The following is a 26,809-nucleotide window of genomic DNA, read 5'->3' as shown; positions in this document are numbered from 1 at the left end:
GCACAGTTTCGCCTGCTTTGGGGAACATTTTTTCCAGCATGGCTTTTTTAATATGGCAAAGCTGGTCATGCTGTTGTTGGTGTTGATTGATGAGGCGGTCGAGCGTTTGGAAATAGTTGCCGATGGCGATTTGTTCTGAGAATGTATTAGGTAAAATTAGGCTTAAATCGGCTAAGTCTGAATTTCTAATATGAACAACGGATTTGCCTTGCGCCTTGGCTGATAACTCCTTTTTTAAACGACCATTAGATATTGATAACGCTAAAAAGTTAGAGTTAATTTTTTTGTTAGGATAAATAACATTTAAATCACCACCAAGTATTATATTCGGGGCACTAACTACAGATGCTCTTGATATGTCTTCGGGTGATTCGCCTGAAGCAGGGACGATAACCTCTCCACCGATGCTTTTAATGGATTTGGTTTTCTCAGTTACAAACGTATCAATACCATCAATTATTGTTTGATATTTTGTATAAAGCCGTCCGTATAGAATTATAGGCGATCCACTCGTAACTAAATCGCCTTTTGAGTAGCCTTGCCCTTTGGCAAATCTTGCGTTTTCACCTAAAACACAGTTATCCCACTCCCCACTAAACCCCTTAAACCGCAGCGCAGGCACTTTGTTTTCCACACTCATCTTATTCACCCTTTAACAAGCGCGTCAGCTCAGCCAAACCCTGCTGGTCAAATGCATTGCCCGTCAGTTCGCCCAGCATCGCCGCCAGTGCTTGCTCCGTCACCTTAATCTCACTAGCCACTTGCGAATAAGTCACCGCGTATTTATCAGCTAATGCTTGTACTTTGCTGGTGAGTTGGCTAATCACCGCGTTGGGCAGGGCGGCTAAGGCATTGCACAGCGGGCTAATCCATTTGAGGTGGAGTAAATGATGCACTTGTTCAGGGTTTAAGTCTTCAGTGGTGGCTTTGGTTTGCAAATGCAGCGCATCAGCCGCCTCTTTCACGGTTTTTTTAAGTGTTTTTTCCTCATCGAGTAATACACTGGCGCGAATGATTTTCGCCTCGTAGCTGTCTTCTGAAAAAGCACTCTCTTCTGCAAATAGGGGCTTGCTGTCTTTTTGCTCTTTTAAAAATGCTTTGGCAGCTTTATTGACCTCGGCGTTAACAAAGCCGTCTTTGCTGTCTTTCACCGTATCTTGTTCTTTGTCTTCTTCGCTAAGCGACTCTAACAATGCTTCCAGTTCGCTGCTGATTTCAGCTAAACGATTTTCTAGTGTCGCTAAGGCTTGTAAGTCATCAGACAAATGGGTTTGTTGCACCAACTCAAACGGCAAAATATGACCTTTCCAACCTTCTTGTACCTCGACCTCTTTGCCGTCTTTCTTTTTGACAACCATATTCGGGTCAACTTGGGTGGTGGCGGCAAAGCCTTCGGTTTGCATCATTTCTAAATCGGCGCTGATGGTTTGCCATTGGTCACTCAAGTATTGATAGGCTTGGTATTGATCAATCAAGGCAATCGGCTTGAGGCGAGTAAACAGTTCAGCACTTAACCGTGCTTCTTGCTGGTTGCGCTTTACATCTGCCCAACCCTGAATCAGCGCAGCATTTAAAGAGTCATCAAACCCTTTAAAGGCTTGGTTATAGTGCTGAATAAATGCCAACACCTGTGGATGCTCGCTAATGGTGCTATTCACTTGCGCTTTAGCAATCGCCAACTCGCTATAAGCGCTTGACTTAGGCGTAAACAAGGCTTGATGCAAGGCAGGCAAGGCGTGCCAATAGTCATTGAGCTTGGCAATTTCACTATTGGGAATACCGCCGAGCATAGTGGCGTGCAAATCCCATGTTTCAGCCGCAGGAGAAGAATCCACATAGCGCGGAATATTCAAGTTATAAGCATTGTCACGAATGGTTTGTTTGCTCACCACTTGCGAAAACTTGGCGCGGTTTTCACGCTGAATCACCGCATCCACAATGCGTTTAATGTCTGAGCTTTGCAGCTTATTGTTTTTGCCGTCTTTAATAAAATGTTTAGAAGCATCAATCACCAGCACGTCATTGTTTTGGCGTTTTTGTTTAAGCACTAAAATGACCGTGGGAATGCCCGTACCAAAAAAGATATTGGCGGGCAAGCCGATAATGGCGTCAATGTAGTCGTTTTCAATCAGTTGCTTACGAATTTCACCTTCTTCCCCGCCACGAAACAGCACGCCATGTGGTAAAACAATGGTCATTACCCCATCAGGTTTAAGGTGATACAGATCGTGCAATAAAAAAGCAAAATCGGCTTTGGTTTTGGGGGCAAGCCCAAAACGTGAGTAGCGCGGGTCGTTTTCTTTATGGCTGGGGTCCCATTGTTGAGAATAGGGTGGATTGGACACCACCGCATCGACATACAAGGCTTGGTACGTGCCCTGTGGGTCGTTTTCATCAAAATAAGGCCAGTCGTCTTCTAAGGTATCGCCATTACGGGTTTTGATATTGCTGGCTTTAATGCCACGCATGATGAGGTTCATCCGCGTCAGGTTGTAGGTGTTGGCTTTAAGCTCCTGCGCATAATACGTAATGTTGTCTTTACTTTTGGCGTACTGCGCAATGGCTTCACCAATATTAATCAGCAAAGAACCTGAGCCAGAGGTGGGGTCGTAAATATTAAGGGTGTCTTTGTGCTTTAATTCATGCGCGATAATGTGCGACATCAGTACCGATACTTCGTGTGGGGTATAAAACTCGCCTGCTTTTTTACCCGCATTGGCGGCAAATTTTTCAATTAAATATTCATAAATATATCCCAGAACGTCATAGCCTTGGTTGCCATTCATGGGAATACTTTTAATCAGGTGCAACAAGTCACTAATGGCTTTGGTACGCTTGCCCGCACTTTCCCCTAATTTGCTTAAACCGGTTTCTAAAGTGGTGAAAATGCCTTCAAATAGTTTTTTGTAGGTGGGTGAAATCAAGCGACTAAATGCCGAGAGCGCATCGCGTACATTGGACTCATCAAAGTCTGATGTTGGGTCGATCCACGTCGAGAACAAGTTCTTATGGGCAATAAAGTAACCCAGCGCACTTTGGATAAATTCGACTGTTTCAGCATCGTCTTCATTGAGGGCTTTAATATCCTCAGCAGTCATGCCTTGAGCACTGACAAACTGCACCAGTTGATCGCTCAGGTATTTGTAAAAGATAAAACCGAGGATGTAATCTTTGTACTCATTGGCTTCAATTTTAGAACGCATCTGGTTGGCAGATTCCCAGATTTTGGCAGCCAATTGTTGTTTATTCATGTTTTACCTTTGAAATACTAAATTTGCTTGTAGACACAAGTATTGATGAGCACCTTGCTTTTTATCACACCGCCATACTAAGTTCGGCAGTGATGGGGGAGCAATAATCATAGTTAATGAGTACGAATGGGAGCTATGACGGTCGATTAATCTATCATAATGCTCATTTTTCTTGAATGATTTGAGCCGAAACAAAATAATGAGTTAGTATCAAACTAAGTGGTGTGATGGCTCAGAGTTATCCACATGGTTATTGATGATTATTAATCCTATTTAAGGCATCCAAATGCCTAAACAGATTGAACCCAAGATGCCGCTAAAAATCCCCTATGGTGTGAGCAATTTCAAAAAAGTACGCAGCGAAGGTTTTGTTTACATTGACAAAACTAACTATATTGCAGCGTTAGAACAAGCGGGCGAACATCTGATTCTACTGCGCCCACGCCGCTTTGGAAAAAGCCTGTTTCTTTCCATGCTGGAGCATTATTACGATACCCAGTATGTGGATGACTTTGAGACTTTGTTCGCTGATTTACACGTTGGACAGCATCCCACACCTTTAAAAAACAGTTATCCCATTTTGTTTATGGAGTTTAGTGGGATTGAAACCGAACAGGGCTATGAGAGTGTTTATCAAGGTTTTAACCATGAAGTAAAAAATGCGCTAAAGCGCTTCCTGACTCGTTATGGTTATAGTCCAGAAAGTTTGGCTACAATGGATGTGGACTCTAGCCCTCAGGGTAAGATGAAAGATTTCCTACGTATTATCGAAGATCAGAAAGTCCTACTACTCATCGACGAATACGATCACTTTGCTAATAGTTTACTCGGTAATGACTTAAATCTATTCCAAAGCATCGTCGGTAAGGGTGGCTTTGTCCGTAGTTTCTACGAAACTATTAAAACAGGCACGCAGCGCGGCATTATTGATCGTTTATTCATTACAGGTGTTACGCCTATCATGCTGGATAGTATGACCAGTGGCTTTAATATTGGTAAGAATTTATCGCTGACAGAAGTTTTTAATGAGGTGATTGGTTTTAATAGAGTAGAAGTTGAAGGTCTACTGAGTAGTATTGCAAACACTTGTCCTACATTAGATCAAAACACCCTATATGACGATGTACGCCGTTGGTATAACGGCTATCGTTTCCATCTTAACGCCCCTGAGGCTATGTATAACTCCGATATGGTGCTGTATTTTGTAGACCGTTTTGATTACAAGCGCTGCGCCTATCCTGAGTATATGTTGGATGAAAATATTGCCTCGGATTATGGCAAGATCATGGCGATGTTTAGTATTGGGGATCGCGATACTAATTATACGGTGTTAGAGGAGCTGTTAAATCAAGGTGAAGTCAGTGCGCGCTATCAGCGCAAGTTTGATTTCGATAAGGGCTTTGATCGAGATGATTTTGTTAGCCTTTTGGCTTACATGGGCTTTATTAGTTTACAACGCAAAACCCTCTCGGGCGATATATTCACGATTCCAAATTATGTGATGCGTGAGTTGTATTTTCAATACTTCAAAGTGGAAGTGGAGCGGCGTAATCACATTACAATTTCCGACCGTGCTATTTTGCTAGCCGTAGAAACATTAGCTTTAGATAATAATATTCAGCCATTAATGATCGAATTGGAGCAAGTGTTAAAACTACTCTCCAACCGTGATTCGATTTGGATGGATGAGCAACACATTAAAACCATTCTGCTCACACTCCTCTATCAATCCTCTGCTTATTTTATTCATAGTGAGCGGGAAATGAATCGTCGTTATCCTGATATTCTTCTGTTGGAGCGCAGCCCTTTTAAGGTGAATTATCAGCATTTGATTGAGCTGAAATACAGTAAGAAAAGTGAGGGGGAAAAGGGTTGGATGCAGAAGAAGCTGGAAGGCATTGAGCAAGTTAAGGGTTACTTGCAATTGCCGACTATTGCGGCCTTACAACAGCTTAGTGCGTGGTTGGTGATTGCGGATGGTGAAAGAGTAGAGTGGGTTAACGTGGTAGGGTAATTATAGTTTTTAATGGTTTTAGTTGGAGGGTGGGTTTATGGGTACTACGGAGCAAAATCTGTTTGTTTTGTTGGGTGCTAAAAGCCAAGCTGTTCCTTTGGAAGCTATACCTAAGGAGTTAAGCCAACTTAAAGCGCTATTTATGCAGTACAAACCACAAGGCTATGAGATTGATTATGAGCCTTATCTGACCTTGAATGAGCTTAATACTATTTTACGTCGTACCATAAATCGCATTGATGTCTTGCATTATGCGGGGCATAGCTCACCCACTACTTTGACCTTAAATGATGGCGAAGTGTATATGCGCCATATTGCCGCTATCTTCAAAACATGGCAGCACCCACCGCGTTTAGTCTTCCTGAATGGTTGTGAAAATAAGGCACAAGTGACAGATTTACTTGCCGCAGGCGTGGGGTTGGTGATTGCCACTTATAAGCCGATTAATGATGATCTTGCGGTTGAATTTGCACAGGAATTTTATAAAAACCTATTGAATGCCCACAGCCAGACCAGTTACCAACAAGCGTTTGAACGAGCCAGTTCAGCCGTATTTGCGAGCCGTGTAGGGCACGCGCGCAGTTTGGACTTGGATGTGCTCGCTACTGATCCGCAGCAAGCAGGGGATTGGGGCTTGTTCAGTGCTCAGCCTGAGGCAAAACAACAGTTCTTTATCCCAGTTAAGTCAGCCACACCCATAACAGGTATCCACTCCATGCGCTATCAGCAATTACAGGAACGCGAACAGAATTTATACAAAAAACTGTCTATCTTAGAAACAGAACGAGATATGGAAACTCGTGAAGAAGAGCGCATACGCCAAGACTATCGTATCCGTCAAGTGAAGGCCGATTTAGAATCGGTTCAGCAGCAAATGCGCGTATTGCGTGGGGAGTCGTGAGCCATTCACTTTTCTGCCAACAAGATTTTAACACTCTGCTCAATGGCTGTTACCAAGGGCTGCAAATGCTTACGCATGACCGAACCCACGGCATCACTGCCACCAAAAATCGGATTCAAAGTATCTTCACCTAATTGCGCTAATACCAAAAGGTTTTGCAAGTAGTTGCTTTGCTCGTTGTTTAACATCGCCAAGACATTTTGCAGGGCAAACGGCGTATCAATACCTTGGCAATATTCACTAACACGTTGTTGCGCTAATTCGATTTGACGCACACCTCTTGTTTCAGGAAATGGCAGATTAAAGCGTTTTTGAATAGCGCGGAATATGGCAATGACTACTTCCTGATCATTGGGTTTTTCTAAGGCTAATAACAGAGTTTGTAGCCATTTTTGCCCGCCTTCGCTCATGGTGTACTGTAAGGCATTCGCAAAAGGATTGTTCGCGTTTAACTCATCTTGCAAAGCCTTATTCATTGCCTCGCATTGAGGATGGGCTGGCGTATTGAGTGGAATATGTTTGGCGTTCGCATATAAAAAGCCCACATAGAAAGGATTTTTACGTTTGGCGCGATTCCATAATTGTTCGCGTTCGACAGCAGAAATCAATTCGCCTTGTAGGCATAGTCGCACGGTGTCGATGATATCGACCGTCTGTTCTTCAAAGGGTAGAAATTCTAATAAATAGCTGGCTAAGGTTTTGCCGAGTGCGCCTTGTGCTACAGCCGGTTTTTCCAATAAGCGTCGTGCTGTGTCGGCTGATGGATTAGCCCACCATGCTCGGGCAGCAATGTCGTGACTTAGATGGGGGGTATGAGCCACCGCGACAACCGCTTCGGGTTCACCCAAGAGTAACATATGATCGAGGTTATTATTGGCGTGTCCGGTACGTGTCCAGCGTTGCAGAAAGACTGGGTAGCCCCCTGGCGAGCCAGTGACTTTTAAGGAAAGCCATTCTCGAATCCAACGCAAATACTGTTCATCCCGTGTGGTCGGATTGAGTTTGATTTTTGCTTCGCCTTTAGCAGTTAAGGCGTATAAAGTCATTGTACTTTCATTAATCCGAATAGCTTGCACGGATTGAGCAAAAAGCACGTTGAGGCGCAAATTATCTTCGTTGGCGAGTTGCATGGTATTGAGTCGCTGACAATGAGCGTTACACCATAACTGAAATATACACGCAAAGTATATCTCTCGGCGTTGAGGGTTTAAAACTGCCAGCTAGCCAGATACTGCCGTTGTACCCATCCTTGTTTGTTGTTATGTTTAATTTTGCACCAATTTCCAATACAAGCACCTAGTCCTTCAATACCAGTTTCATAGGCGGGTAAGTAGCCAACGATAGCACTACTTTTCGTGGCACTGCGATAAAAGGGCAGTTTGTGAGTGTAACCTTGTGATGAGTAATAGCGTGCGCCGCTGGATTCACCTAAATAGCGACAAGCAGACCAGCCAATAGCCTTGGCATATTCCACTTTACACCAGCCGTTAGTGCGTAAACCGAGATTGTGTACCTGAATAGCATTAAAGGGGATGCGTGTGATTAAACGTGCAGTGCGAGAGGCTTGGGCGCGTAAAGCCAATGAATCCGTACCACTCACACCGACTACCGCATAGGTTTTGGGGCCAATGAAGGAGGCAGCTAAAGTGCTAGGACTAGCCAGCACTAAGGTATAAATGAGTAAGCTAGTATAAGCTTTCATGATTAACCTGCAGTATTTTTTTCGACCCAGCGTGTTGTGCCGTCTTTCAAGGTCTCTTTTTTCCAAAAGGGTGCTTGGTGTTTTAAGGTTTCCATGATTTCACGGCAGGCCTCAAAGCTAGCTTGACGATGGGCTGACCATACCGCGACCAATACAATGGGATCGCTGGGGCGTAATTCGCCCACCCGATGCACCAATAGCACATGATTCAATGACCAGCGTGCTAGTGCGGCATTGACTAAATCGGCTAATTGTTTTTGAGTCATGGCCGGATAATGCTCCAGACACATGGCTTCTACCGTATCGCCTTCGTTGAAATTGCGCATGGTGCCCACAAAAATAACATTTGCACCACTTTGACTGGCGATAAAGGTGGGTTGCTGCTGAAACTCAGCGACAAGCTCCCAAGGATTAAACGCGTGTTCGGTGACTTCGATACGAATCATTTAACCTCCTGTCACTGGCGGAAAAAACGCAATTTCATCACCATCCGCCACTAGGGTTTGAAGGTCACAATAGGTTTGATTGCGCGCAGCCAGTAAAGTTGTGGCGGGTAAGTCCCGCTGAGTACTTAAGCGCCAAACATCTGCCACGCTTTGTCCGGCTTGCCACAGAAGTTCCGTTTGACGTTGCCCCAGCTGCTCGCTAAGGCTGGCAAAAAATAATACTTTGATAGTCATAAGTCAGGTTATGTAAAAGCTAGCTAGGGTTAGCCTAGTGTATGCCAGCACCATGGCTAGTTCACTATTTGTTTTGATGAAGTTATTGGCAGACTAGAAGGATGAGGGGTTAAAAGCTTTTTAAAAAATAGCAACACTTAAAAAAGGCTGTTCAAAAGAACAGCCCTTTAATCTCAAACGCTAAAGCCAAGCTTAATAACGATAATGATCCGCTTTGTAAGGACCATTCACCGATACACCAATGTAAGCCGCTTGTTGATCCGTTAAACGCGTCAATTGCGCATTCAATTTTTTCAATTGCAAAATCGCGACTTTTTCATCTAAGTGTTTAGGCAAGGTATAAACATTGATCGGGTATTTGCCTGAATCACGTTCGGTCCATAATTCAATTTGTGCAATGGTTTGATTCGCAAATGAAGAAGACATCACGTAAGAAGGGTGGCCTGTACCGCAACCTAAGTTCACTAAACGACCTTTGGCTAACATGATAATGCGCTTGCCATCTGGGAAAATAATGTGATCCACTTGTGGTTTAATCTCATCCCACTCGTATTTTTCCAAAGAAGCAACATCAATTTCATTATCGAAGTGACCGATATTGCACACGATGGCTTGGTCTTTCATCTTAGCCATGTGATCGTGCGTAATAACATGATAGTTACCAGTAGCGGTCACAAAAATATCCGCTTTATCCGCTGCATAATCCATAGTCACTACGCGGTAGCCTTCCATTGCGGCTTGCAATGCACAGATTGGGTCGATTTCAGTCACCCATACTTGTGCAGACAAAGCGCGTAAGGCTTGCGCAGAACCCTTGCCCACGTCGCCGTAACCTGCCACCACGGCAATTTTACCTGCCACCATGACGTCAGTAGCGCGCTTAATACCGTCCACTAAAGACTCGCGGCAACCGTATAAGTTGTCGAACTTAGACTTGGTAACCGAGTCATTCACATTGATGGCAGGGAATTTGAGTTCGCCTTTGGCGTGCATTTGGTATAAACGGTGAACCCCTGTGGTGGTTTCTTCGGTCACACCACGGATAGCGGCTAAGTTTTTGCTATACCAGTTCGGTTGTTCTTGTACGCGTTTACGAATCGCAGCATATAAATACTGTTCTTCTTCGGACTTTGGATCAGACACGATGCTTAAGTCTTTTTCAGCACGCGCGCCTAAGTGCAATAACAAGGTCGCATCACCACCGTCATCCAAAATCATATTCGGTGTGCCGCCATCCGCCCACTCAAAGATTTTGTGCGTGTAATCCCAATACTCTTCTAAGTTTTCGCCTTTATAAGCAAAAACAGGTGTGCCCGCTGCTGCGATCGCTGCGGCTGCATGGTCTTGGGTTGAGAAGATATTGCAAGAAGCCCAACGTACATCAGCACCTAATGCTTTTAGGGTTTCGATTAATACGGCGGTTTGAATCGTCATGTGCAGAGAACCCGCAATGCGTGCGCCTTTGAGCGGTTGGCTGGCAGCGTATTCTTCACGAATCGCCATCAACCCTGGCATTTCAGTTTCTGCGATTTTGATTTCTTTGCGACCCCAGTCGGCCAATTTCATGTCGGCGACGATATAGTCGTGAGTGGTATTTGCTTTCGCGTTCATCATTCAATCTCCGAATGTTTCAATTGAATGAGCGCAGTTAATCAAGGAATGATCGCCTGAGCCTAGCGGTTAGCAAGATTTATTGCTAACCGTTGCAGCGCTCCTCAGGCTGAGGAAAACGTTATAGACCAGCAGCAGAACGTAAAGCAGCGGCTTTATCAGTTTTTTCCCACGGCAAATCTAAATCGTTACGACCAAAGTGACCATAACTTGCTGTACCGCGATAAATCGGGCGCAATAGGTCTAGCATTTTAGTAATACCATAAGGGCGTAAGTCAAAATGTTCGCGTACTAATTTAGTAATTAATTGGGTATCGACTTTGTTAGTCCCAAAGGTTTCAACCGTAATGGAGGTCGGTTGAGCAACACCAATCGCATAAGAAACTTGGATTTCGCAGCGCTCTGCTAAACCAGCCGCCACAATATTCTTCGCGACATAACGACCCGCATACGCCGCAGAACGGTCAACTTTGGAAGGGTCTTTACCGGAGAAGGCACCACCACCATGACGCGCCATCCCGCCGTAACTATCCACAATAATTTTGCGGCCAGTCAAACCACAGTCACCCACTGGGCCGCCGATAACGAAGTTGCCCGTTGGGTTAATGTGATACTGAGTGCCAGCATGTAACCATTCAGCCGGTAATACAGGCTTAATCACATGCTCTAATACTGCGCCACGTAAGTCTTCTAAACTGATTTCTGGATTGTGTTGGGTTGATAAAACCACCGCATCAATCGCCACAATTTTGCCATTTTCATAGCGCACGGTAACTTGTGATTTTGCGTCAGGGCGTAACCAAGGCAGCGTACCATTTTTACGTACTTCAGCTTGTTTTTTTACCATCAGGTGCGCATAAGTTAACGCGGCTGGCATTAATACGTCGGTTTCATTGCTGGCATAACCAAACATTAAACCTTGGTCGCCCGCGCCTTGATCTTCTGGCTTAGCACGGTCTACACCCATTGCGATGTCTGGCGATTGCTTGCCTAATGCATTGATAACCGCACAAGTATGACCGTCGAACCCGATTTCAGAATTGTTATAGCCGATGTCGTTAACCACGCCACGCACGATGTTTTCATAATCGATTTCAGCAGTGGTAGTAATTTCACCTGCTAAAACGACCATACCGGTTTTAGTCAAGGTTTCGCAAGCCACACGGGCATATTTATCTTTCGCCAGAATCGCATCCAAAATTGCGTCAGAAATCTGATCGCACATTTTGTCGGGATGGCCTTCTGATACAGACTCAGAGGTGAACAAGTACGCCTCAGTCATTATCAATCTCCTATAAACTATTAATGATGACTGAGCGCCGTTATGTTTTGTGTCAACGATCTGAGCCTAGCGGGAAATCCCGTTGCAACGCTCCTCAGACCGAGGAATTTCCGAGTATTCTAGTGGGGCTCGAAAAATGGGTAGAAAGCATAGCGTAAAAGTATGTCATCTGCATTCTTTTTCTCAGTAGGCTATGAAAATTCTTGTTTTGATTACGATAAATTAATCTTCTGACGCGCTACCCAAGCAAAATGCGCTGCTAGCGCTTCATCCGCCTGCAAAGTCTCTAACGTATTCAGATGTTTCCCCAAGTGCATTTCATCATAAAGCTTGTGAATGCCATTATGGCAGGCGCGACAAATATCAATACCTTGATTCAAAATGTCTTTGGTGTAATGTTTGCGGAAATGAGTACGGCGATGGAGTTTTCGAGGAATAAGATGGTGAAAAGTAATAGGAGTACTACGTTTACAAAGTGGGCAAGTACTGGAGCTATTAGGCTTGCTGGGCATATGAGGGTATAAAAATGGTGGCCGGGGGCAGAATCGAACTGCCGACACGCGGATTTTCAATCCGCTGCTCTACCAACTGAGCTACCCGGCCGGAAAGGTCGCCATTAAAGCCGTTTAGTTAGCGCTTGTCAAGACTTGCCTGTGCCTATTTTTCGAAAAGTCTTGACGTAGCGCTAGGCGCTTATCCAGTTGAACTATGCTATGCTCACGCTTACCCATAGTTAGGCTAACAACCCCCTTCGTGCTGTCGATGGTTGATCAATGGCTGACTAGGGGTGTTGTTCTAGCCTAGCGCTTAAAACTAGGAGGAGAACTTGGAGCTGGTTAGCACAGAGTCTTCGTGCGCGTCATTATCACATTCTTTAAAAACCTTAGTATCCTTGGATGCTATTTATCAAGCTCCTGATCTAGCTAGTTTATGCACACTGAGCCAGTGTGTACCGCTGTTATTGCAACAATTTGTTGCCGCCCGTTTTAGCGCTTATCCTGTTGCTCATACGATCAGTGCTATTGGCGAAGCCATTTCCTGTCGTTTATTGCAGTTGGGCGAGGCACAATTCGGCTTGCCGCCCATTCCTTATGCTTTTGTGGTGGCAGGGTCTATGGCGCGCCAAGAACAAACTGCACATTCTGATCAAGACAATGGTTTATTGCTGCACGATGCTTACCAAGAGGCTGAGCACGGTGAGTATTTCCTTAGTTTAGCCAATTGGGTCAGTGATGGTTTAGCGCAATGTGGCTATCTATATTGCCCTGGTAATATCATGGCGACCAATCCTGCGTGGCGTATGACCTTGAGTGCATGGCGTGAGCAATTCCGCCAATGGATTGAAGTTCCACGCCCTGAGGCCTTATTGAACGCCAGTATCTTTTTTGACCTACGCTGTTTGTATGGTACACACGATTTATTTGAAGCCTTACAGCAGGAAATGTTGCGTCGTGCTGCTAGCAATAGCCAATTTAAAGCATTCATGGCAGGCAATGCCTTGCGCTTTCAGCCGCCGTTTGGTTTCTTCAAAAATATTGTCCAAGAGCGTCTTGGGGACGGTCGGCGCGTGGTTAATTTAAAGAAACATGGAATTGCACCTGTCACTGACTTAGCACGCGTGTATGCGTTAGCGAGTGGTTCGCCGATCTTAAATACCTATGATCGTTTATCGCAGTTGTCACAACACAAAGATCGTATGGAAGCGGCACGGTTGACGGATTTGCGTGAGGCATTTGATTTCATCAGTACTTTGCGTTTGCGGAATCAAGCGAAGCAGATCGCGCAAGGCAAAGAACCCGATCATTATATCGAGCTGGAGCAAGTATCAAGTTTGGAACAGCGTTATTTACGGTATGCGTTTAAAGCAATTATTGAAGCACAGGGGTGTTTAGCCAAACGCTATCAAGCCGATTATTTTGGAGGCTAGAGGAGGGCAATATGTTACGAGGTATGACCGCCGAACGCTTAGTCGCATTATTTCTATTAGCGTGGGCTTTGCTCAATTTTCCGCTATTGGCTTTATGGGATCAGTCAGCCTTTCTTTGGGGGCTTCCTATTTTTCCCAGCGCTTTATTTGGGATTTGGGCAGTGCTGATCGTGGGCTTAGCGTGGTTGATGGAACGCTATGAATAAGGAGCAGATCACATGATTGCACCATCAGTCGTATTAGCAGCCTCCTTCGCTTATTTATTGATGCTGTTCGTGATTGCATGGTTGGCGGATCGGCGTGCTGCCATGGGCCAATCGGTCATTGCTAATCCTTGGATTTATGCCTTGTCGATGGCGGTTTATTGCACGGCTTGGACTTATTTCGGGAGCGTGGGACGTGCGGCCAGTGCGGGCGTGTGGTTTCTACCAATTTACTTGGGTCCCATGCTGGCGATGATTTTGGCGTGGCTAGTGCTACGCAAGATGATTCGTATTGCCAAAACTTATCGTATTACGTCGATTGCCGACTTTATTGGCAGCCGTTATGGCAAAAGCCCGTGGTTGGCGGGCTTGGTGACGCTGATTACCGTAGTTGGCATTGTGCCTTATATTGCTTTGCAATTAAAAGGTATTTCTAGTGCCTATGCGGCGTTAACGGTGCCTGTTACGACCCTTGTAGAAAAGCCGTTCTGGTGGCAAGACAGTACCTTATACGTGGCATTGGCTTTAGCCGGTTTCACGATTATGTTTGGCACGCGCCATTTGGATAGCACCGAACGCCACGAAGGTATGGTGGCGGCGATTGCTTTTGAATCGGTGATCAAATTGGTGGCTTTTCTCGCGGTAGGCATTTTCGTCACTTATGGCTTATTCAATGGCTTCAGCGATATTTTCAGCCAAGCTCACGCCAATGAAACATTAGCGGGATTGCTGAATTTTAAACAAACTAGCACTTATGCCTATTCACAATGGTTTGCGCTGTTATTGCTCGCGATGCTGTCGGTGATTTTTTTACCGCGCCAATTCCAAGTCATGGTAGTGGAAAATGTCGATGAGCGCTATTTGAAGCGTGCGGTATGGGTGTTTCCGCTTTACCTGTTGCTGATTAATATTTTCGTATTGCCGATAGCCTTAGGCGGGTTACTCCATTTTGGCGTGGGTGAAGCGAACCCTGAATTATTTGTTTTATCGTTGCCGTTGGAGCATGGCTACACCTATCTAGCGTTATTGGTGTTTGTGGGGGGCTTGTCTGCATCAACTGGCATGGTTATTGTTGAAGCTATCGCAGTATCAACCATGGTCTGCAATGATTTGGTGATGCCGGTGTTATTGCGTACTAAACGTTTCCAAGAGCGCTCGAGTGGTGATTTAACCCAGCTTTTATTATTCATTCGGCGCAGTGCCATTCTGGGCATTTTGCTACTGGGCTATCTGTATTTTCATCTAGCCGGTGAGGCTTATGCGCTGGTGAGTATTGGCTTGATTAGTTTTGCTGCGGTAGCGCAATTCGCTCCGGCTGCTTTAGGTGGAATGTATTGGAAAGGTGGCACACATACGGGGGTAGCTGTAGGTTTATTGCTCGGCTTCGCGTTCTGGGCTTATACCTTAATGTTGCCATCATTGGCGAAATCGGGTTGGGTGAGTGCTGATTTTCTGAAACTTGGCCCTTGGGGCATTAGCTGGCTTAAGCCTGAGCAGTTCTTGGGTTTAACGGGGATGGATAATCTCACCCATTCGCTGTTTTGGAGTTTATTCGCCAATGTGAGCGCTTATGTGGGAATTTCTTTGTGGCAACGTCCTTCTGCGGCAGAAACCAGTCAGGCCTTACTCTTTGTTGATGTCTTCGATCGTACAGCGTCTAGCCATCCGGTATTTTGGCAAGGACAAGCAAAGCTGAGTGATTTACGTTCCTTGACGGAGCGCTTTTTGGGTAAGCTAAAGTCCGAGCAATTATTTAATGAATATGCACGCCAGCGTGGCTTAGGGCGGATTGAGCAGATTAAACCCGATGGGCGTTTAGTGCAGTTTGTTGAAACACAATTGGCGGGTGCTATTGGTAGTGCCTCAGCTCGTGTGATGGTGTCTTCAGTAGTCGAAGAAGAAGCGCTGAATGTAGATGATGTGTTACGCATTCTGGATGAGGCTTCGCAATTACGCGCTTACTCGCAAGCCTTGGAAGAAAAATCGGCTTCCTTAGAACGTGCGACTGCCGAATTGCGCGCCGCGAATGAGCAACTCAAAAGTCTTGATCATTTAAAAGATGATTTTATGTCGTCGGTGACCCATGAATTACGTACTCCTTTGACATCGATCCGTGCATTGACTGAAATGATGCTAGATGATGAGGACATGCCAGCCGAACAGCGCCAGCAGTTTTTGAGTATTATTGTGGCGGAAGCCGAGCGTTTGGGGCGGCTGGTTAATCAAGTTTTGGATATGGCTAAGATTGAGGCAGGGCACGCGGAATGGCATAACAGTGATATTGATATGCACGCGATTGTCCAGCAGGCCGTGAATAGTATTTCCGGCAGTTATCGTGAGCGTGACGTTGAGTTAATCGTACAGGGCACAAACCCTGTCCCAGCGATCCGAGCGGATGCAGATCGTTTGGTGCAGGTGATGCTGAATCTGTTGTCGAATGCCCTGAAGTTTGTACCCAGTGGCACGGGGCGCGTCATTGTGAATATACAAGATGCACCTGAGGGCGTTACGATCGAGGTTCAGGACAATGGCCAAGGCATTCGTGCTGAACAACAGGCGCAAGTGTTTGAGAAGTTTCGCCAAGCGGGTGATGCGGATAATCGCCCACAAGGCACGGGTTTGGGTTTGCCCATTAGCCGCGAAATCGTAGAGCATTTCGGTGGGCGAATGTGGCTACATTCTATCTTTGGCGAGGGTGCGACTTTTGGCTTTTTCTTGCCACGTCAAACGCTAGAATCACAACGACATGAGGAGGAGGAAACCGATGGCGCGTAAAGTTTTAATTGCGGACGATGAGCCGAATATTTTGTTGTCGCTCGAGTTTTTGATGAAGCGCGAAGGTTATCAAGTGGTGGTCGCGAAAGATGGCCAAGAAGCACTCGATACGATTGCACGCGAAAAACCTGATCTGGTGTTGCTGGATGCGATGATGCCTAAAAAAACGGGCTATGAAGTTTGCAATGAAGTGCGTTCTAACGCGGATTATAAAAACACTTTAATTCTGATGCTCACGGCGAAAGGGCGTGATACCGATATTGCTAAAGGAATGGCTCTAGGCGCGGATGCTTATATGGTCAAGCCGTTTTCTACCAAAGAACTCGCTCAAAAAGTGAAAGAGCTATTGGAGGGGCTAGCATGAGGCGTGTCGATTGGCGGATGTGGATGGGGGTAGGTGTCGTTGGTTTAGTATGTTTATTGTGGTTAGGGGTTACGGGTGGTCTGATTTGGGCGTCATTGGAAGAAAATGAACGCCAAGCGGTGATTACCGCTGTGGGGCCGCGCGCCGTACTCTTAATTATGATGTGGGCGATTTCCTTAGTGGCCGTCGGCGTAGTCTTAAAGCGTTTGATTGCTGAGTTCAAAACCGCACCCGCCCGTTTGGCAGAGGATGCCAAAGTCTTACTGGGCACTGACGTCAAACGTCGCCTCACCCCGCAAGGCACTGCCGAAAATCGCCAATTAACCGAAGTGATTAATCAGCTTGTGGATCAACGGGAAGCCTTACGTACTGAAATGGATCAACGCGTCCAAGAGGCGAGTCGTAATACTGAATTGGAAAAAAGTCGTTTAGCAGCCTTGATGTCGGAGCTGACTAAGAGTGTGGTGGTATGCAATTTAGATGGGCGCATTTTGCTCTATAACAATCGCGCTCGGATGCAATTTAAAGCCTTATCCAAAGCACCAGCCGTCGCGGGTGGTGTGGAATTAATGGGCTTGGGTCGGTCTATTTATGGGGTGTTGGATCGGAAATTAGTCACTCATGCTTTGGAAAATATCCAAACCCGCCTCAAGCGCGGAGCTTCAGCACCGTCGGCGCAATTCGTGACGACCACGCAGGCAGGACAGTTACTAAGGATTCAAATGACGCCAGTCCGTGCCGTGTTGAACCAAGACCTAGCACCAGAGCAACCGGATTTAACAGGTTTTGTATTATTGCTGGAAAATATTACCCGCGACTTTGAAGATGATTCAGAAAAAGATCGGGTGTTGTATTCCTTAACCGAGGGCAGTCGTGCAGCCTTAGCCAATGCCCAAGCGGCGGTTGAAGTGTTGGAATATCCCGATTTAGAGCCGGATATGCGCGACCGTTTAATTGCAGTAGTGCGTGAAGAGATTCAGGGTTTAGGCAAGAAAATTGACGAATTGCAAGCGTCGTCTGCCAATAATTTGCGATCGCGTTGGCCGTTGGAAGATATGCTCGGCGCGGATTTTGTGGATGCTGCCTCGACACGCATTCAAGCAGCGTTGCCGATTGAAGTCAGTTTAGATCAAGTGGATGGTAGTTTGTGGCTCAAGGTAGAGAGTTTTTCTTTATTGCAGGCCATGGTGCATTTAGCGGGACGTTTGCACGAAGAATGCCGTGTCAAAGCGCTGCAATTGCGTCTTGCAGCGGCTGGTCAGCGTGCGCATTTAGATTTGCTCTGGAAGCCTGACTATCCTGATACCAAAGCCGTGTTGGGTTGGGAAATGGAGCAAATTAGAGTAGGTTCAGAAACGATGTCCTTGACCGTACAGGATGTATTGGCGCGGCATAGTGGTGATTCGTGGATTGAACGCGAGGCGGATGGCGGGCGTGCTTTCTTTCGTTTATTACTACCCATGGCAGCCCCGCAAGAAGAGTTAAGTTCGGATGCGTTCTTGCGTACTGAAAGTCGTCCCGAATATTACGATTTTGATTTATTCCAAAGCAGCGCACAAAGCCGTTCTTTGGAAGATTGTTTGTTATCGGAATTAACCTATACCGTATTTGATACCGAGACCACCGGCTTGAATCCTGCGGCTGGCGATGAAATTATTCAAGTGGGGGCGGTACGTATCGTCAATAATAAGCTGCTGCACCAAGAGGGGTTTGAGCAATTGGTGGATCCGCAACGCTCCATTCCGCCCGAAGGTATACCGATTCATGGTATTACGCCTGACATGGTCAAAGGTAAACCCACCATTCAACAAGTCTTACCGGCATTCCACTCGTTTGCCAATGACACGGTTCTGGTCGCGCATAATGCGGCTTTTGATATGCGCTGTTTGCAAGTGAAAGAACAGGCAACTGGTGTGGTATTCGATCATCCTGTCTTAGATACCTTATTGCTTTCCGCTGTGATTCACCCCAACCAAGAATCGCATCGTTTAGAGGCTATTGCTGAGCGTTTTAATGTCACAATTATTGGTCGCCATACGGCCATGGGTGATGCCATGGTAACTGCGGAGGTATTCTTGAAAATGATTCCGCTGTTAAATGAAATGGGCATTAGAACCTTGGGTCAGGCAAGGGAAGCAGCACAGAAGACGTATTTTGCGAGGTTGAAGTATTAATGTTCTTTTTGCTAGTCAAGCTAGGTTCAAGTCCGTAATCCGGACACCGACTAACCCGCTTCCCTGTATAATTCTTTTATGGAAGCTCATGATTATTACCAAGCCTTACTCAGTCACGATGCGCGTTTTGATGGGCGTTTTTTTGTTGGCGTGACCAGTACGGGGATTTACTGTCGACCTATTTGCCGCGTGAAAACGCCAAGCCAAGCGAACTGTTTATTTTTCGACTCAGCCGCTTTGGCAGAGGCACAAGGTTTTCGCCCTTGTTTGCGTTGTCGACCCGAGCAAGCGCCCGGTTTATCACAAATGGATGCGACCCATACTTTGGCGCATCAGGCCGCGCAATTAATCAAGCAGGCAAAAGTGCAAGATACGGCCCAATTGGCTAAACGTTTAGGGGTCAGTGAGCGGCATGTGCGGCGCTTATTTCAGCAGGCTTTTGGGGTAGCGCCGAGCCATTATTTGCGTACCCAACGCTTATTAATGGCGAAAACGCTTTTGACTGATACGCCATTGCCAGTGCATAAAATTGCTATTTATGCGGGCTTCGGTAGCACGACGCAGTTTTATCAGCATTTCAAAACCTACTACCAACTCACGCCCAACGCTTGGCGACGTACTTCGCCCCTTCAAGCAGGTGCTATGACTTTTAAATTAGCTTATCGTCCGCCACTCGATTGGTCGCATTTACTCAGCTATTTCAAAACACGCTGCCTGAAAGGTGTGGAGTTGGTTGACGGGCAAACCTATTCGCGCACGGTGGCCTTAATTGACACGCAAGGCAAATGGCACGAAGGTTGGATCAGCATCAGTCCTGATCCCAAGCAAAACGCTTTGCAACTCACTATTTCTGACAGTTTGGAGGCGGTGATTCCGCTTGTGATTGCACAGGTGCGTTCGCTGTGTGATTTGGATTGCGAGCCAGATACGATTCATCAGGCCTTGGGTGAGTTAGCAAGTCCTGCCACAGGTCTACGCGTCCCCGGTGCATGGGATGGTTTTGAAATTGCCGTGCGTGCGGTCATGGGACAATTAGTAACCGTAAAAGCAGCCCTGACCTTGGTCGGGCGTATCGCTGACTTGGCCGCCTGCAAAGTAGAAACACCTTATCCCGCACTGTATCAACGCTTTCCGCTAGCACAGGATTTTCTAAACATCAGTGATGAGACCTTTAGCTCGTATAAAATCCAGCCGCGTAAAGTGGCCATCTTACGCCATATCGCCACCCTCATCGTGCAAGGTGAATTAGTGCTGGAGAGTAGTGCGGATTATCAACAAACCTATCAGCGGCTTCTTCAGATCAAAGGTATTGGCCCTTGGAGCGCCAGTTATATTGCTATGCGCACTTTACGCTGGCCGGATGCTTTTTTGGGCGATGATTATTGGATCAAAAAGCTGCTTAAGGTGTCGACCGCCAAACAAGCGGAAGCGATTGCGCAACAATGGAAGCCTTGGCGTAGTTATGCGGTGATGTATATTTGGAGGAATGGTTTGTGTACGTAATTGAATTTAATACGGTTTTAGGTCAGACCATTGTAGCCGGTAACGAACAAGGCTTAATCGGTGTTTGGTTTCATGATCAGCGTCATTTTGGCGGGATTGAGGCATCTTGGATAGCTAAGGAAACTGCACTATTACGCGCCGCTAAACAGCAGTTATTAGCTTATTTTGCGGGTGAATTGCAGCACTTTGATTTGCCTTTAGCCGCACAAGGTACAGCATTTCAGAAGCGTGTTTGGCAGGTTTTGCAAGGCATTGAATATGGCGTGACCTGTAGTTATGGTGATATTGCTCACAAGATTCATCAACCGAAAGCAGTGCGTGCAGTGGGTGCTGCGGTCGGGAAAAATCCCTTGAGCATTATTATTCCCTGCCATCGTGTGCTCGGGAGTCAGAAACAATTGACCGGCTATGCAGGTGGCTTGGATCGGAAAAGGTGGTTATTGGCATTGGAGCAAAATACCAAGCTCAAGACTGAACCTTATCAACTAAAGGTTAAGCACGTTTAGCAAGTTCCCGATATAAAGCCTCAGCACTTATAAGCTAGGAGACCTGAACACGCCACTTGGGTTTATCTATCCAATGGCATGTGAATTTGTTTGGCTATTTTAATAGCCAGCTGCTTGAAATCCTTCCATGCATCCTGTGCCGCATTAGCATGACTACCAATCGCGCCATCAGCAGGGGTTAAAGCAAAAATGGGTTTGCGATGCTCCTGAGCCATCGGTATTAGGCTGCGATAATGTTTAATGGTAGCCAAACAATAAGGGTCATCAGCTTGTGCCATCGCTATCGGTGCAGCTTCACCCAACACTGCCTCTCGATATACAGCAGGAATACGTTTAATCCATTTATCATAAGCCATAACAGGGCGACCTAAACGCATAATAGGCTGTTGACAAAGATAACCTATGGGTTTCATCTTCCCCACTGGCAAGCGAAAATCGGGATACTGACTTACCTCACGGCTGTCTTGCCAATTATTCAAACGTTTTTGCCACAAGCTTTTCCAACTTCTTAAAGTGGGTCCCAAATTGCGCAAACCTTGTAGAGAAAATAAATCAGCGCCCAATGGAATAACCACATAGTCGGTAGCAATCAGCACTGAACGGTTAATCGCCCCCAGATTAGGACCAATGTCCACCAAAATAATATCAGCCTGAACCTTATCGGCTGCCATTTGCATTACTTGCCAAAAAGAACTGAGAATACGCATAGGTCGATATAAATTATTATCTCCCATACTGTTAGGCCATTCTTTAGAAAGCTCATCCTCATACCCCGACAAACTCACATCACCTGGTAAAAGATAAAGGTCGGTCGCAATCGTTTGCAACACTGGCTCGGCTATATCACCCACACCCACCAGTGGCTTCACACACTGATAGATGGTCGAACCAGCAATCGAACTATTCCAAATGACTTCAATCTGATCTTCGTCCAAAAATGCTGCCGTCAAATTGGCTTGAGGGTCTAGATCAACAATAACAACTCGCTTATGTAAATTAGCAAACATCCAAGCTAGATGATAAATCAGCGAGGTTTTACCGACCCCACCCTTATTATTAAAAAAGGTTAGAACAGGAGGAGTCATACCTTGCCTCTTAAAATGCAAACCACGGCACTAGAGTTCGTTTCAAATTCAGGTTCGGGATTACCATTTCTTTCCATTTCACGCCTAGCAACAGCAATGCCTCGTCCAAAAGCTTGAATAAAGCCAAAGGTTTTCAGTACATCACCAATATTAGGGTTGCGATAATCAGTAATACCTGCCCTACCAAAGTTCTCGCTAGTTACATTGCCATAAGGCCCGCCAGGGCTATAAATTTCAATACGATCATTAAACCAATAGACTCGAACCGGAGCATTGGTATTTTCATAGGTACGATGTAGTACAGCGTTGTACAGGATTTGCTGAATAGCCGCAGATGGATACGGCATGATTTTTTGATGCGTGGGCATTGAGGTAATATCGATGAGAGTACGGTTGTGTGCCTTGAGCTTTTCCTCAGTCCGTCGCAACATTTCTCCCAATGCGCCCCCGATATTTTCCTCATCTATAACAGGATCAGCCAACTCTAAACCATCGATACGTAAAAATTGGATATAAGCTCCAGAGAGGTAGTCCTGCACACTCTTACCAATAGCTAGCAACCCTGTCACTGTAGGTATTGGGTTATCCAGCGAAACAATCATTTTACAAGAAGCAAGACGTTGCTCATAACTACGCCCGTTTTCTTCTAGTACATCAGGAGCAAAAGCAGCAGGCAGATATTCGTTCTCAAAAATAAGCTTTGATAAATCAGTAACTTTTGCAGTAGGGATAGGATAAAGATCAAAGGGCAGGTTTTTATATCGGCGTTTTTCATTGAGAATGCGCTCTTCTTGTGCATTCGCCAAAGAACGGCGCGAACCAGTGCGTACCCAAATACGACCGTCGCATTTCACAGGTGGCATATCGGAAGGCATAACCGTAACAACCACCATCTCAGCATCTTTTAATTGACGCCGTTCTACTGTCATTACGGGTAGTGGTAGAATTTTTCCGTCAGTTTTTATATCTGCTAAGGTAAGTAACAATTGATCAGTGACTTCTATACCACTAGGGTTTCCATTATCCTTTGCGCCAATAAACAATACACCCGGCTCATTATGATTAGGCAGATCATTAGCAAAGGCACAAATAGCTTCCCGTGCTTTTTTGGGCACGTCTCCTTTGAATGACTCCTTACGCTCCACTCGGTCAGATTCTAATGCATCCAATAAATTTAGAAGTTCCTCGTCTGTATAGACTTTCATCCAATTATCCATTAATGTGCTATTGAGTATTCGTTTAAGCATAGCATGACTATATAACTCAAGTTGCTCGAGCTTAATCGAGTAAAAACTTGAAACTGAGGGCTAACATAAAACTAGCCCCGTAACGGAGTGAATATGTTTGGGCATGAGCTGCTCCAATAGACTCCCCGTAGTCTCGATGACTTTGCGTTTCAGTGAGCGCCAATATGTGGTATAGGCAGGGATAGCTCGTTTGGAATTACCCTTTCTCAAGGGTGACAGCCCTAAGTTTACTACAGCGAGCTACTCCTCAAAGCCGTAATCATCGTAGGCTTTGTCCCCTAAGATTTCAGCGCCTTCAGGTAAGTCAAAATCGAATAATTTCAAGGCTTTCACATTACTCATTGAGCCTTCAGTAAAGAAGCAGTTGACGGATGCACCCGCCTCGGTCACCAGTAGATGGACTTTAAGCCCGTAGAAATAGCGCTGCTTACTGGCTTGATAACCACGCCATTCCTTTCCTTGAAACCGTTGGCAGCGCTGAATGCGTTTGTTGTCACACACCGCGATAGGAAAACTATCGATCACCTAAAGAAGTTAATAGGAATCACGACTCCAAGACTGACCAGGGCTTTGAAAAAGCTGTCTAATGACCGACGCTAAGCCCCGTGTACCTGTCGGTTAAAACGACTCTTGCTCAGCATCTGGGGAATGTAGCCATGGGCTTTCATAAACTGACAACTCTTATCATGATGACCTGAGAATAGAGGGCACTGACTATAACCGTGGTAATCACCTCCGCATTACTCATACGACTGGGGGTGTGTCACGATGTGGAAGGTATTTCAAAAAATCGTCACATAAGCAATAGAGCGCTATGATAGTCATGTCCATGAGGAATCTCGTTTACAGTGCTTGTTTTGGTCAATAACACTTTAAAACCTTCCTCTTGGGCTTCGCCTTATTTCGCGCAACTTGGGCTAATTAGTCTGAATAAATTCAGCTATATCCTGATAAACCTGCAGACGTTCGTGCTCATGCAGAATTTCATGGCGCAGCACTGGGTAGGCTTGGGTGTTGACCTGATAATCAAGCGACCTTAATTGGGCTGCAAATTGTTCAGTCCCTTTTCCAAACTTTGTGACAGGGTCGTCAGCGCCCCAAATCAAGAGCATTTTTAACGCTGGATCGAGTTGTTTGAGGGCGGAGTGAGGAAATGTTTGGCGCATCATCGCGAACATTTGTACGAAATAATCAGGTGCTATGGTATAGCCACATAAAGGGTCAGCAATATAACGATTGACATTATCAGGGTTAACACTTAGCCAATCAAACTCCGTTCGATTGGGTTTAAATGCCATGTTATACGTTTTGAACAAATAAGACAGCAGAGAAGGTTTTTGTGGGCGAATAAACTTCTCAAGTTTAGCAGCATAATAAGCAGCGTTTAAGGCAAGTATTGAATTGGTGGGTAATCCACATAAGATCAATTGGCTTAAATGCGTATGTGCTTGAGCATAGCGCAAAGCGATAGCTGAACCCATACTATGCCCGAATAATATATCAGGCAGTTGATTATTAAAGCGCTGGAAATACTGTTCAATTTCGCTAAACGTAGCTTGCAAACCAGCCGCGCCAAAATCCCCCAATTGATTCGGTGCTTTTTCTGCGCCGTGTCCAGCTAAATCAAAACTAATAATATGCCCACCTTGTTGGGCGAGGTATTCTGCAAATGCCTGATAACGCCCCGCATATTCTTGCATCCCATGCACAATAACTACGTTAAATTGTGCGGGGGATTTGGCGGGGAATTCAGTAGGATTGGGCATGGTGTTTTTTGTTTAGTGGATTAAGAAGGTCTGCGTTGCCAATAAGTAACGCCTTTGTCATAAGTTTCTTGAATTAAACCGCGCTCCCGTAAGCAGTGTAAATGTGCCACACTTTCGCCCGTTGCCATCATGAGATTGGAGCTGGTGATAGGACTGTTGAATAATACTGAAAAGGTATCTACCGCACGGCGTGGCTCATGACAAAAATCAGCTAAGGCCGCTAAATTGGTTTCAGACTCTTCAATCAGAGCCTGCAAACGTGAGGTTGCCCCATAAAAAGGGCGACCATGCGAAGGCAATACCAAGGTTTGATCATTTAATAGCGTTTGTAAATGTTTGCAGGATTTTAGCCAATCCTCCAAAGGATTCGCTTCAGGCTCAGTCGGCCAAACACTAACATTGGATGAGATCGTCGGGAGTAATTGATCACCGGCAATGAAAATATTGTCTTGTTCATTGAATAAACAGACATGCTCTGGGGAATGTCCTTCACCGATCACCACACGCCATGTAGACCCGTTAAGCTTCAGCACTTGCTCATTTCGTAAACGTTGATACGAGTGTGAAATATGGCGCACATACTGACCAAACTGACCGAAATGTGCGCGGTATTTTTGTAATTGTACCTCGTCATAGCCCGCTGCTTGGTAGAACTGCAGTGCTTCGGTAGGCGGCTTTTCATGAGTGTAATTTAATAATAAATGGCAGTTCAGAAATTCAGCACGCGACATACATAAAGGGGCTTGATAAACATCGGTCAGCCAACCCGCTAAGCCTACATGATCGGGATGCATATGCGTCACAATCACACGCTTTATCGGTTTCTGTTTAAATAGCCTCACTTGTATCTGTTCCCAAATACTAATGGTCTGTTCACTGGCCCAGCCTGTGTCGACCACTGTAAAACCATCTTGTTCTTCTAATAGCCACAGATTAATGTGATTTAACGCAATCGGTAAGGGCATACGCAGCCAATAAATAGTGGGCGTAATTTGCAAATAATGCCCTGCTTCAGGCGTTGTTTCAAAAGCATAGTGCGGAGGAGAGGCTGCCATATTTATCCATCGGCCTTGGGGTAGGGATAGGGTGTTATCAGTAAAGTAGCGATGTTACGGGAAAATAGAAAACCGCGCACAGACTAAGGCTATCCGCTTAATTCAATAGTGATAGGTGGATTTCTGAACCTATACTGTTCATCTAGGCTGGCGGCATTAATAAATAAGGTTTGGTCTTGTAACAGTTGCCCATAGGCTTCATGAATATGACCGCAGGCGTGGATTTTGGGTTTAATCTGTTGGATCGCAGCTAATAAAGCTTCGCAACCGGCAGCTTGCCCATCAAAACAGGTATCGAGAATGCCATAGGCTGGCGTATGGGTGATTAAAATATCAGTATTTTGAGGTATCTTCAGCCAATGCTGTTCTAAGACTTCACCGCGCGGTCGATTAAAAGCCCAATGACAGAATTCAGGTTGAATCGGCGATCCCCAAAAATAATAACCCCCTAATTCAATACCCGAATCGTGCAGATAAATAATGCCATTATCTCGCATTAATGCTTCGGCTTCCGCACGGCGTTCATCTTCAAAGCACCAGTCGTGATTACCCGCAATCACTAGCTTATGGGTGAACGCTTGTTTACCCATGAATTGAGCAAAATCTTCCACTTCATCCAAATCGCCATAGCTACTGAAATCACCACAATGCACAAGCACATCACCACTTGCTAAGTGAAGTAAGGGGTGTTTGCCATGCGTATCCGAAATAAAGGTCAGGCGCATCATTTACGTGTGAACTAAAAACAATAAACCAGTCATAG

At 45.6% G+C, this 26,809-nt stretch carries 24 protein-coding genes, 1 tRNA gene and 2 riboswitches; of the genes, 9 read left to right on the top strand and 16 right to left on the bottom strand.

Annotated elements, in window-relative coordinates:
• Window positions 1–640: restriction endonuclease subunit S (locus A3IE_RS0112770; protein WP_020396009.1), on the bottom strand; the 640-nt coding region annotated here is incomplete at its 3' end.
• Between the two features lies 1 nt (window position 641).
• Window positions 642–3,251 carry a type I restriction-modification system subunit M gene (locus tag A3IE_RS0112765; protein WP_020396008.1) on the bottom strand — a complete coding sequence of 870 codons (2,610 nt, stop codon included), beginning with the start codon at window positions 3,249–3,251 and terminating at the stop codon, window positions 642–644.
• Between the two features lie 286 nt (window positions 3,252–3,537).
• Between A3IE_RS0112765 and A3IE_RS0112760 the strand changes: the two genes are divergently transcribed.
• Both A3IE_RS0112760 and A3IE_RS0112755 read left to right on the top strand, forming a co-directional pair.
• Window positions 3,538–5,265 (top strand): AAA family ATPase, encoded by a 1,728-nt coding sequence (locus A3IE_RS0112760; RefSeq protein ID WP_020396007.1) that lies wholly within the window; start codon window positions 3,538–3,540, stop codon window positions 5,263–5,265.
• A gap of 37 nt (window positions 5,266–5,302) precedes the next feature.
• Window positions 5,303–6,166, top strand: a complete 864-nt coding sequence (locus A3IE_RS0112755; protein WP_020396006.1) for a CHAT domain-containing protein — start codon at window positions 5,303–5,305, stop codon at window positions 6,164–6,166.
• A gap of 5 nt (window positions 6,167–6,171) precedes the next feature.
• On the opposite strand, the gene A3IE_RS0112750 is transcribed toward A3IE_RS0112755, so the two are convergent.
• The 8 genes from A3IE_RS0112750 to A3IE_RS0112715 form a co-directional block, all read right to left on the bottom strand.
• Window positions 6,172–7,296 carry a hypothetical protein gene (locus tag A3IE_RS0112750; RefSeq protein ID WP_020396005.1) on the bottom strand — a complete coding sequence of 375 codons (1,125 nt, stop codon included), beginning with the start codon at window positions 7,294–7,296 and terminating at the stop codon, window positions 6,172–6,174.
• A 77-nt stretch (window positions 7,297–7,373) separates the two neighbouring features.
• Window positions 7,374–7,868, bottom strand: coding sequence for an SH3 domain-containing protein (locus tag A3IE_RS0112745; RefSeq protein ID WP_020396004.1), 495 nt, complete (start codon window positions 7,866–7,868; stop codon window positions 7,374–7,376).
• 2 nt (window positions 7,869–7,870) lie between these two features.
• Window positions 7,871–8,314 (bottom strand): molybdenum cofactor biosynthesis protein MoaE, encoded by a 444-nt coding sequence (locus A3IE_RS0112740; protein ID WP_020396003.1) that lies wholly within the window; start codon window positions 8,312–8,314, stop codon window positions 7,871–7,873.
• Window positions 8,315–8,548, bottom strand: a complete 234-nt coding sequence (locus A3IE_RS0112735) for a MoaD/ThiS family protein (protein WP_020396002.1) — start codon at window positions 8,546–8,548, stop codon at window positions 8,315–8,317.
• Between the two features lie 192 nt (window positions 8,549–8,740).
• Window positions 8,741–10,162 (bottom strand): adenosylhomocysteinase, encoded by a 1,422-nt coding sequence (ahcY, locus tag A3IE_RS0112730; RefSeq protein WP_425425140.1) that lies wholly within the window; start codon window positions 10,160–10,162, stop codon window positions 8,741–8,743.
• 19 nt (window positions 10,163–10,181) lie between these two features.
• A riboswitch (S-adenosyl-L-homocysteine riboswitch) is annotated at window positions 10,182–10,271 on the bottom strand.
• A gap of 9 nt (window positions 10,272–10,280) precedes the next feature.
• A complete protein-coding gene (gene metK, locus A3IE_RS0112725) occupies window positions 10,281–11,441 on the bottom strand; it encodes a methionine adenosyltransferase (protein WP_020396000.1) in 1,161 nt (386 codons plus the stop codon).
• A gap of 25 nt (window positions 11,442–11,466) precedes the next feature.
• Window positions 11,467–11,543: riboswitch (S-adenosyl-L-homocysteine riboswitch) on the bottom strand.
• Between the two features lie 110 nt (window positions 11,544–11,653).
• The gene (locus A3IE_RS20660; RefSeq protein WP_033407094.1) at window positions 11,654–11,953 is read right to left on the bottom strand and encodes a hypothetical protein; all 300 of its coding nucleotides are present in this window, start codon (window positions 11,951–11,953) and stop codon (window positions 11,654–11,656) included.
• A gap of 15 nt (window positions 11,954–11,968) precedes the next feature.
• Window positions 11,969–12,044, bottom strand: a tRNA-Phe gene (locus A3IE_RS0112715).
• A 223-nt stretch (window positions 12,045–12,267) separates the two neighbouring features.
• Here A3IE_RS0112715 and A3IE_RS20655 point away from each other — a divergent pair.
• The 7 genes from A3IE_RS20655 to A3IE_RS0112680 all read left to right on the top strand — a co-directional run bounded on the left by A3IE_RS20655 (window position 12,268) and on the right by A3IE_RS0112680 (window position 20,893).
• On the top strand, window positions 12,268–13,368 hold the full coding sequence (locus A3IE_RS20655; RefSeq protein WP_020395999.1) for a DUF294 nucleotidyltransferase-like domain-containing protein: 1,101 nt from the start codon (window positions 12,268–12,270) through the stop codon (window positions 13,366–13,368).
• Between the two features lie 11 nt (window positions 13,369–13,379).
• A complete protein-coding gene (locus A3IE_RS0112705) occupies window positions 13,380–13,574 on the top strand; it encodes a hypothetical protein (protein WP_020395998.1) in 195 nt (64 codons plus the stop codon).
• Window positions 13,575–13,586: 12 nt separating this feature from the next.
• Window positions 13,587–16,346: a sensor histidine kinase gene (locus A3IE_RS0112700; protein WP_020395997.1), complete on the top strand. Its 2,760-nt coding sequence runs from the start codon at window positions 13,587–13,589 to the stop codon at window positions 16,344–16,346.
• Window positions 16,336–16,710 carry a response regulator transcription factor gene (locus tag A3IE_RS0112695; protein ID WP_020395996.1) on the top strand — a complete coding sequence of 125 codons (375 nt, stop codon included), beginning with the start codon at window positions 16,336–16,338 and terminating at the stop codon, window positions 16,708–16,710. The genes A3IE_RS0112700 and A3IE_RS0112695 overlap by 11 nt, the downstream gene beginning before the upstream one ends.
• Window positions 16,707–18,884: a 3'-5' exonuclease gene (locus A3IE_RS0112690; RefSeq protein ID WP_020395995.1), complete on the top strand. Its 2,178-nt coding sequence runs from the start codon at window positions 16,707–16,709 to the stop codon at window positions 18,882–18,884. Before A3IE_RS0112695 ends, A3IE_RS0112690 begins: the two co-directional genes overlap by 4 nt.
• A 78-nt stretch (window positions 18,885–18,962) precedes the next feature.
• Entirely contained in the window at window positions 18,963–20,387 is a 1,425-nt protein-coding gene (locus tag A3IE_RS0112685) for an AlkA N-terminal domain-containing protein (RefSeq protein ID WP_020395994.1), read from the top strand.
• A complete protein-coding gene (locus tag A3IE_RS0112680; protein ID WP_020395993.1) occupies window positions 20,378–20,893 on the top strand; it encodes a methylated-DNA--[protein]-cysteine S-methyltransferase in 516 nt (171 codons plus the stop codon). The genes A3IE_RS0112685 and A3IE_RS0112680 overlap by 10 nt, the downstream gene beginning before the upstream one ends.
• 62 nt (window positions 20,894–20,955) lie before the next feature.
• Here A3IE_RS0112680 and A3IE_RS0112675 read toward each other — a convergent pair whose 3' ends face one another.
• The 6 genes from A3IE_RS0112675 to A3IE_RS0112650 form a co-directional block, all read right to left on the bottom strand.
• Complete coding sequence (locus tag A3IE_RS0112675; RefSeq protein ID WP_020395992.1) at window positions 20,956–21,978, bottom strand: ParA family protein; 1,023 nt, start codon at window positions 21,976–21,978, stop codon at window positions 20,956–20,958.
• Entirely contained in the window at window positions 21,975–23,183 is a 1,209-nt protein-coding gene (locus tag A3IE_RS0112670; protein WP_020395991.1) for an ATP-binding protein, read from the bottom strand. The genes A3IE_RS0112675 and A3IE_RS0112670 overlap by 4 nt, the downstream gene beginning before the upstream one ends.
• A 282-nt stretch (window positions 23,184–23,465) precedes the next feature.
• The gene (locus A3IE_RS22140; protein WP_020395990.1) at window positions 23,466–23,750 is read right to left on the bottom strand and encodes a transposase; all 285 of its coding nucleotides are present in this window, start codon (window positions 23,748–23,750) and stop codon (window positions 23,466–23,468) included.
• A 392-nt stretch (window positions 23,751–24,142) separates the two neighbouring features.
• Window positions 24,143–24,991, bottom strand: coding sequence for an alpha/beta fold hydrolase (locus tag A3IE_RS0112660; RefSeq protein ID WP_020395989.1), 849 nt, complete (start codon window positions 24,989–24,991; stop codon window positions 24,143–24,145).
• 20 nt (window positions 24,992–25,011) lie between these two features.
• Window positions 25,012–26,046 carry an MBL fold metallo-hydrolase gene (locus tag A3IE_RS20645; protein ID WP_020395988.1) on the bottom strand — a complete coding sequence of 345 codons (1,035 nt, stop codon included), beginning with the start codon at window positions 26,044–26,046 and terminating at the stop codon, window positions 25,012–25,014.
• 89 nt (window positions 26,047–26,135) lie between these two features.
• On the bottom strand, window positions 26,136–26,774 hold the full coding sequence (locus A3IE_RS0112650) for a metallophosphatase domain-containing protein (RefSeq protein ID WP_020395987.1): 639 nt from the start codon (window positions 26,772–26,774) through the stop codon (window positions 26,136–26,138).
• Window positions 26,775–26,809 lie beyond the last annotated feature (35 nt).

It is taken from the genome of Thiolinea disciformis DSM 14473 (genome assembly GCF_000371925.1).
Taxonomy (GTDB): Bacteria; Pseudomonadota; Gammaproteobacteria; order Thiotrichales; family Thiotrichaceae; genus Thiolinea; species Thiolinea disciformis.
The sequence above is the reverse complement of the archived record's forward strand: the minus strand, read 5'-3'. Positions and strand labels throughout refer to the sequence as shown.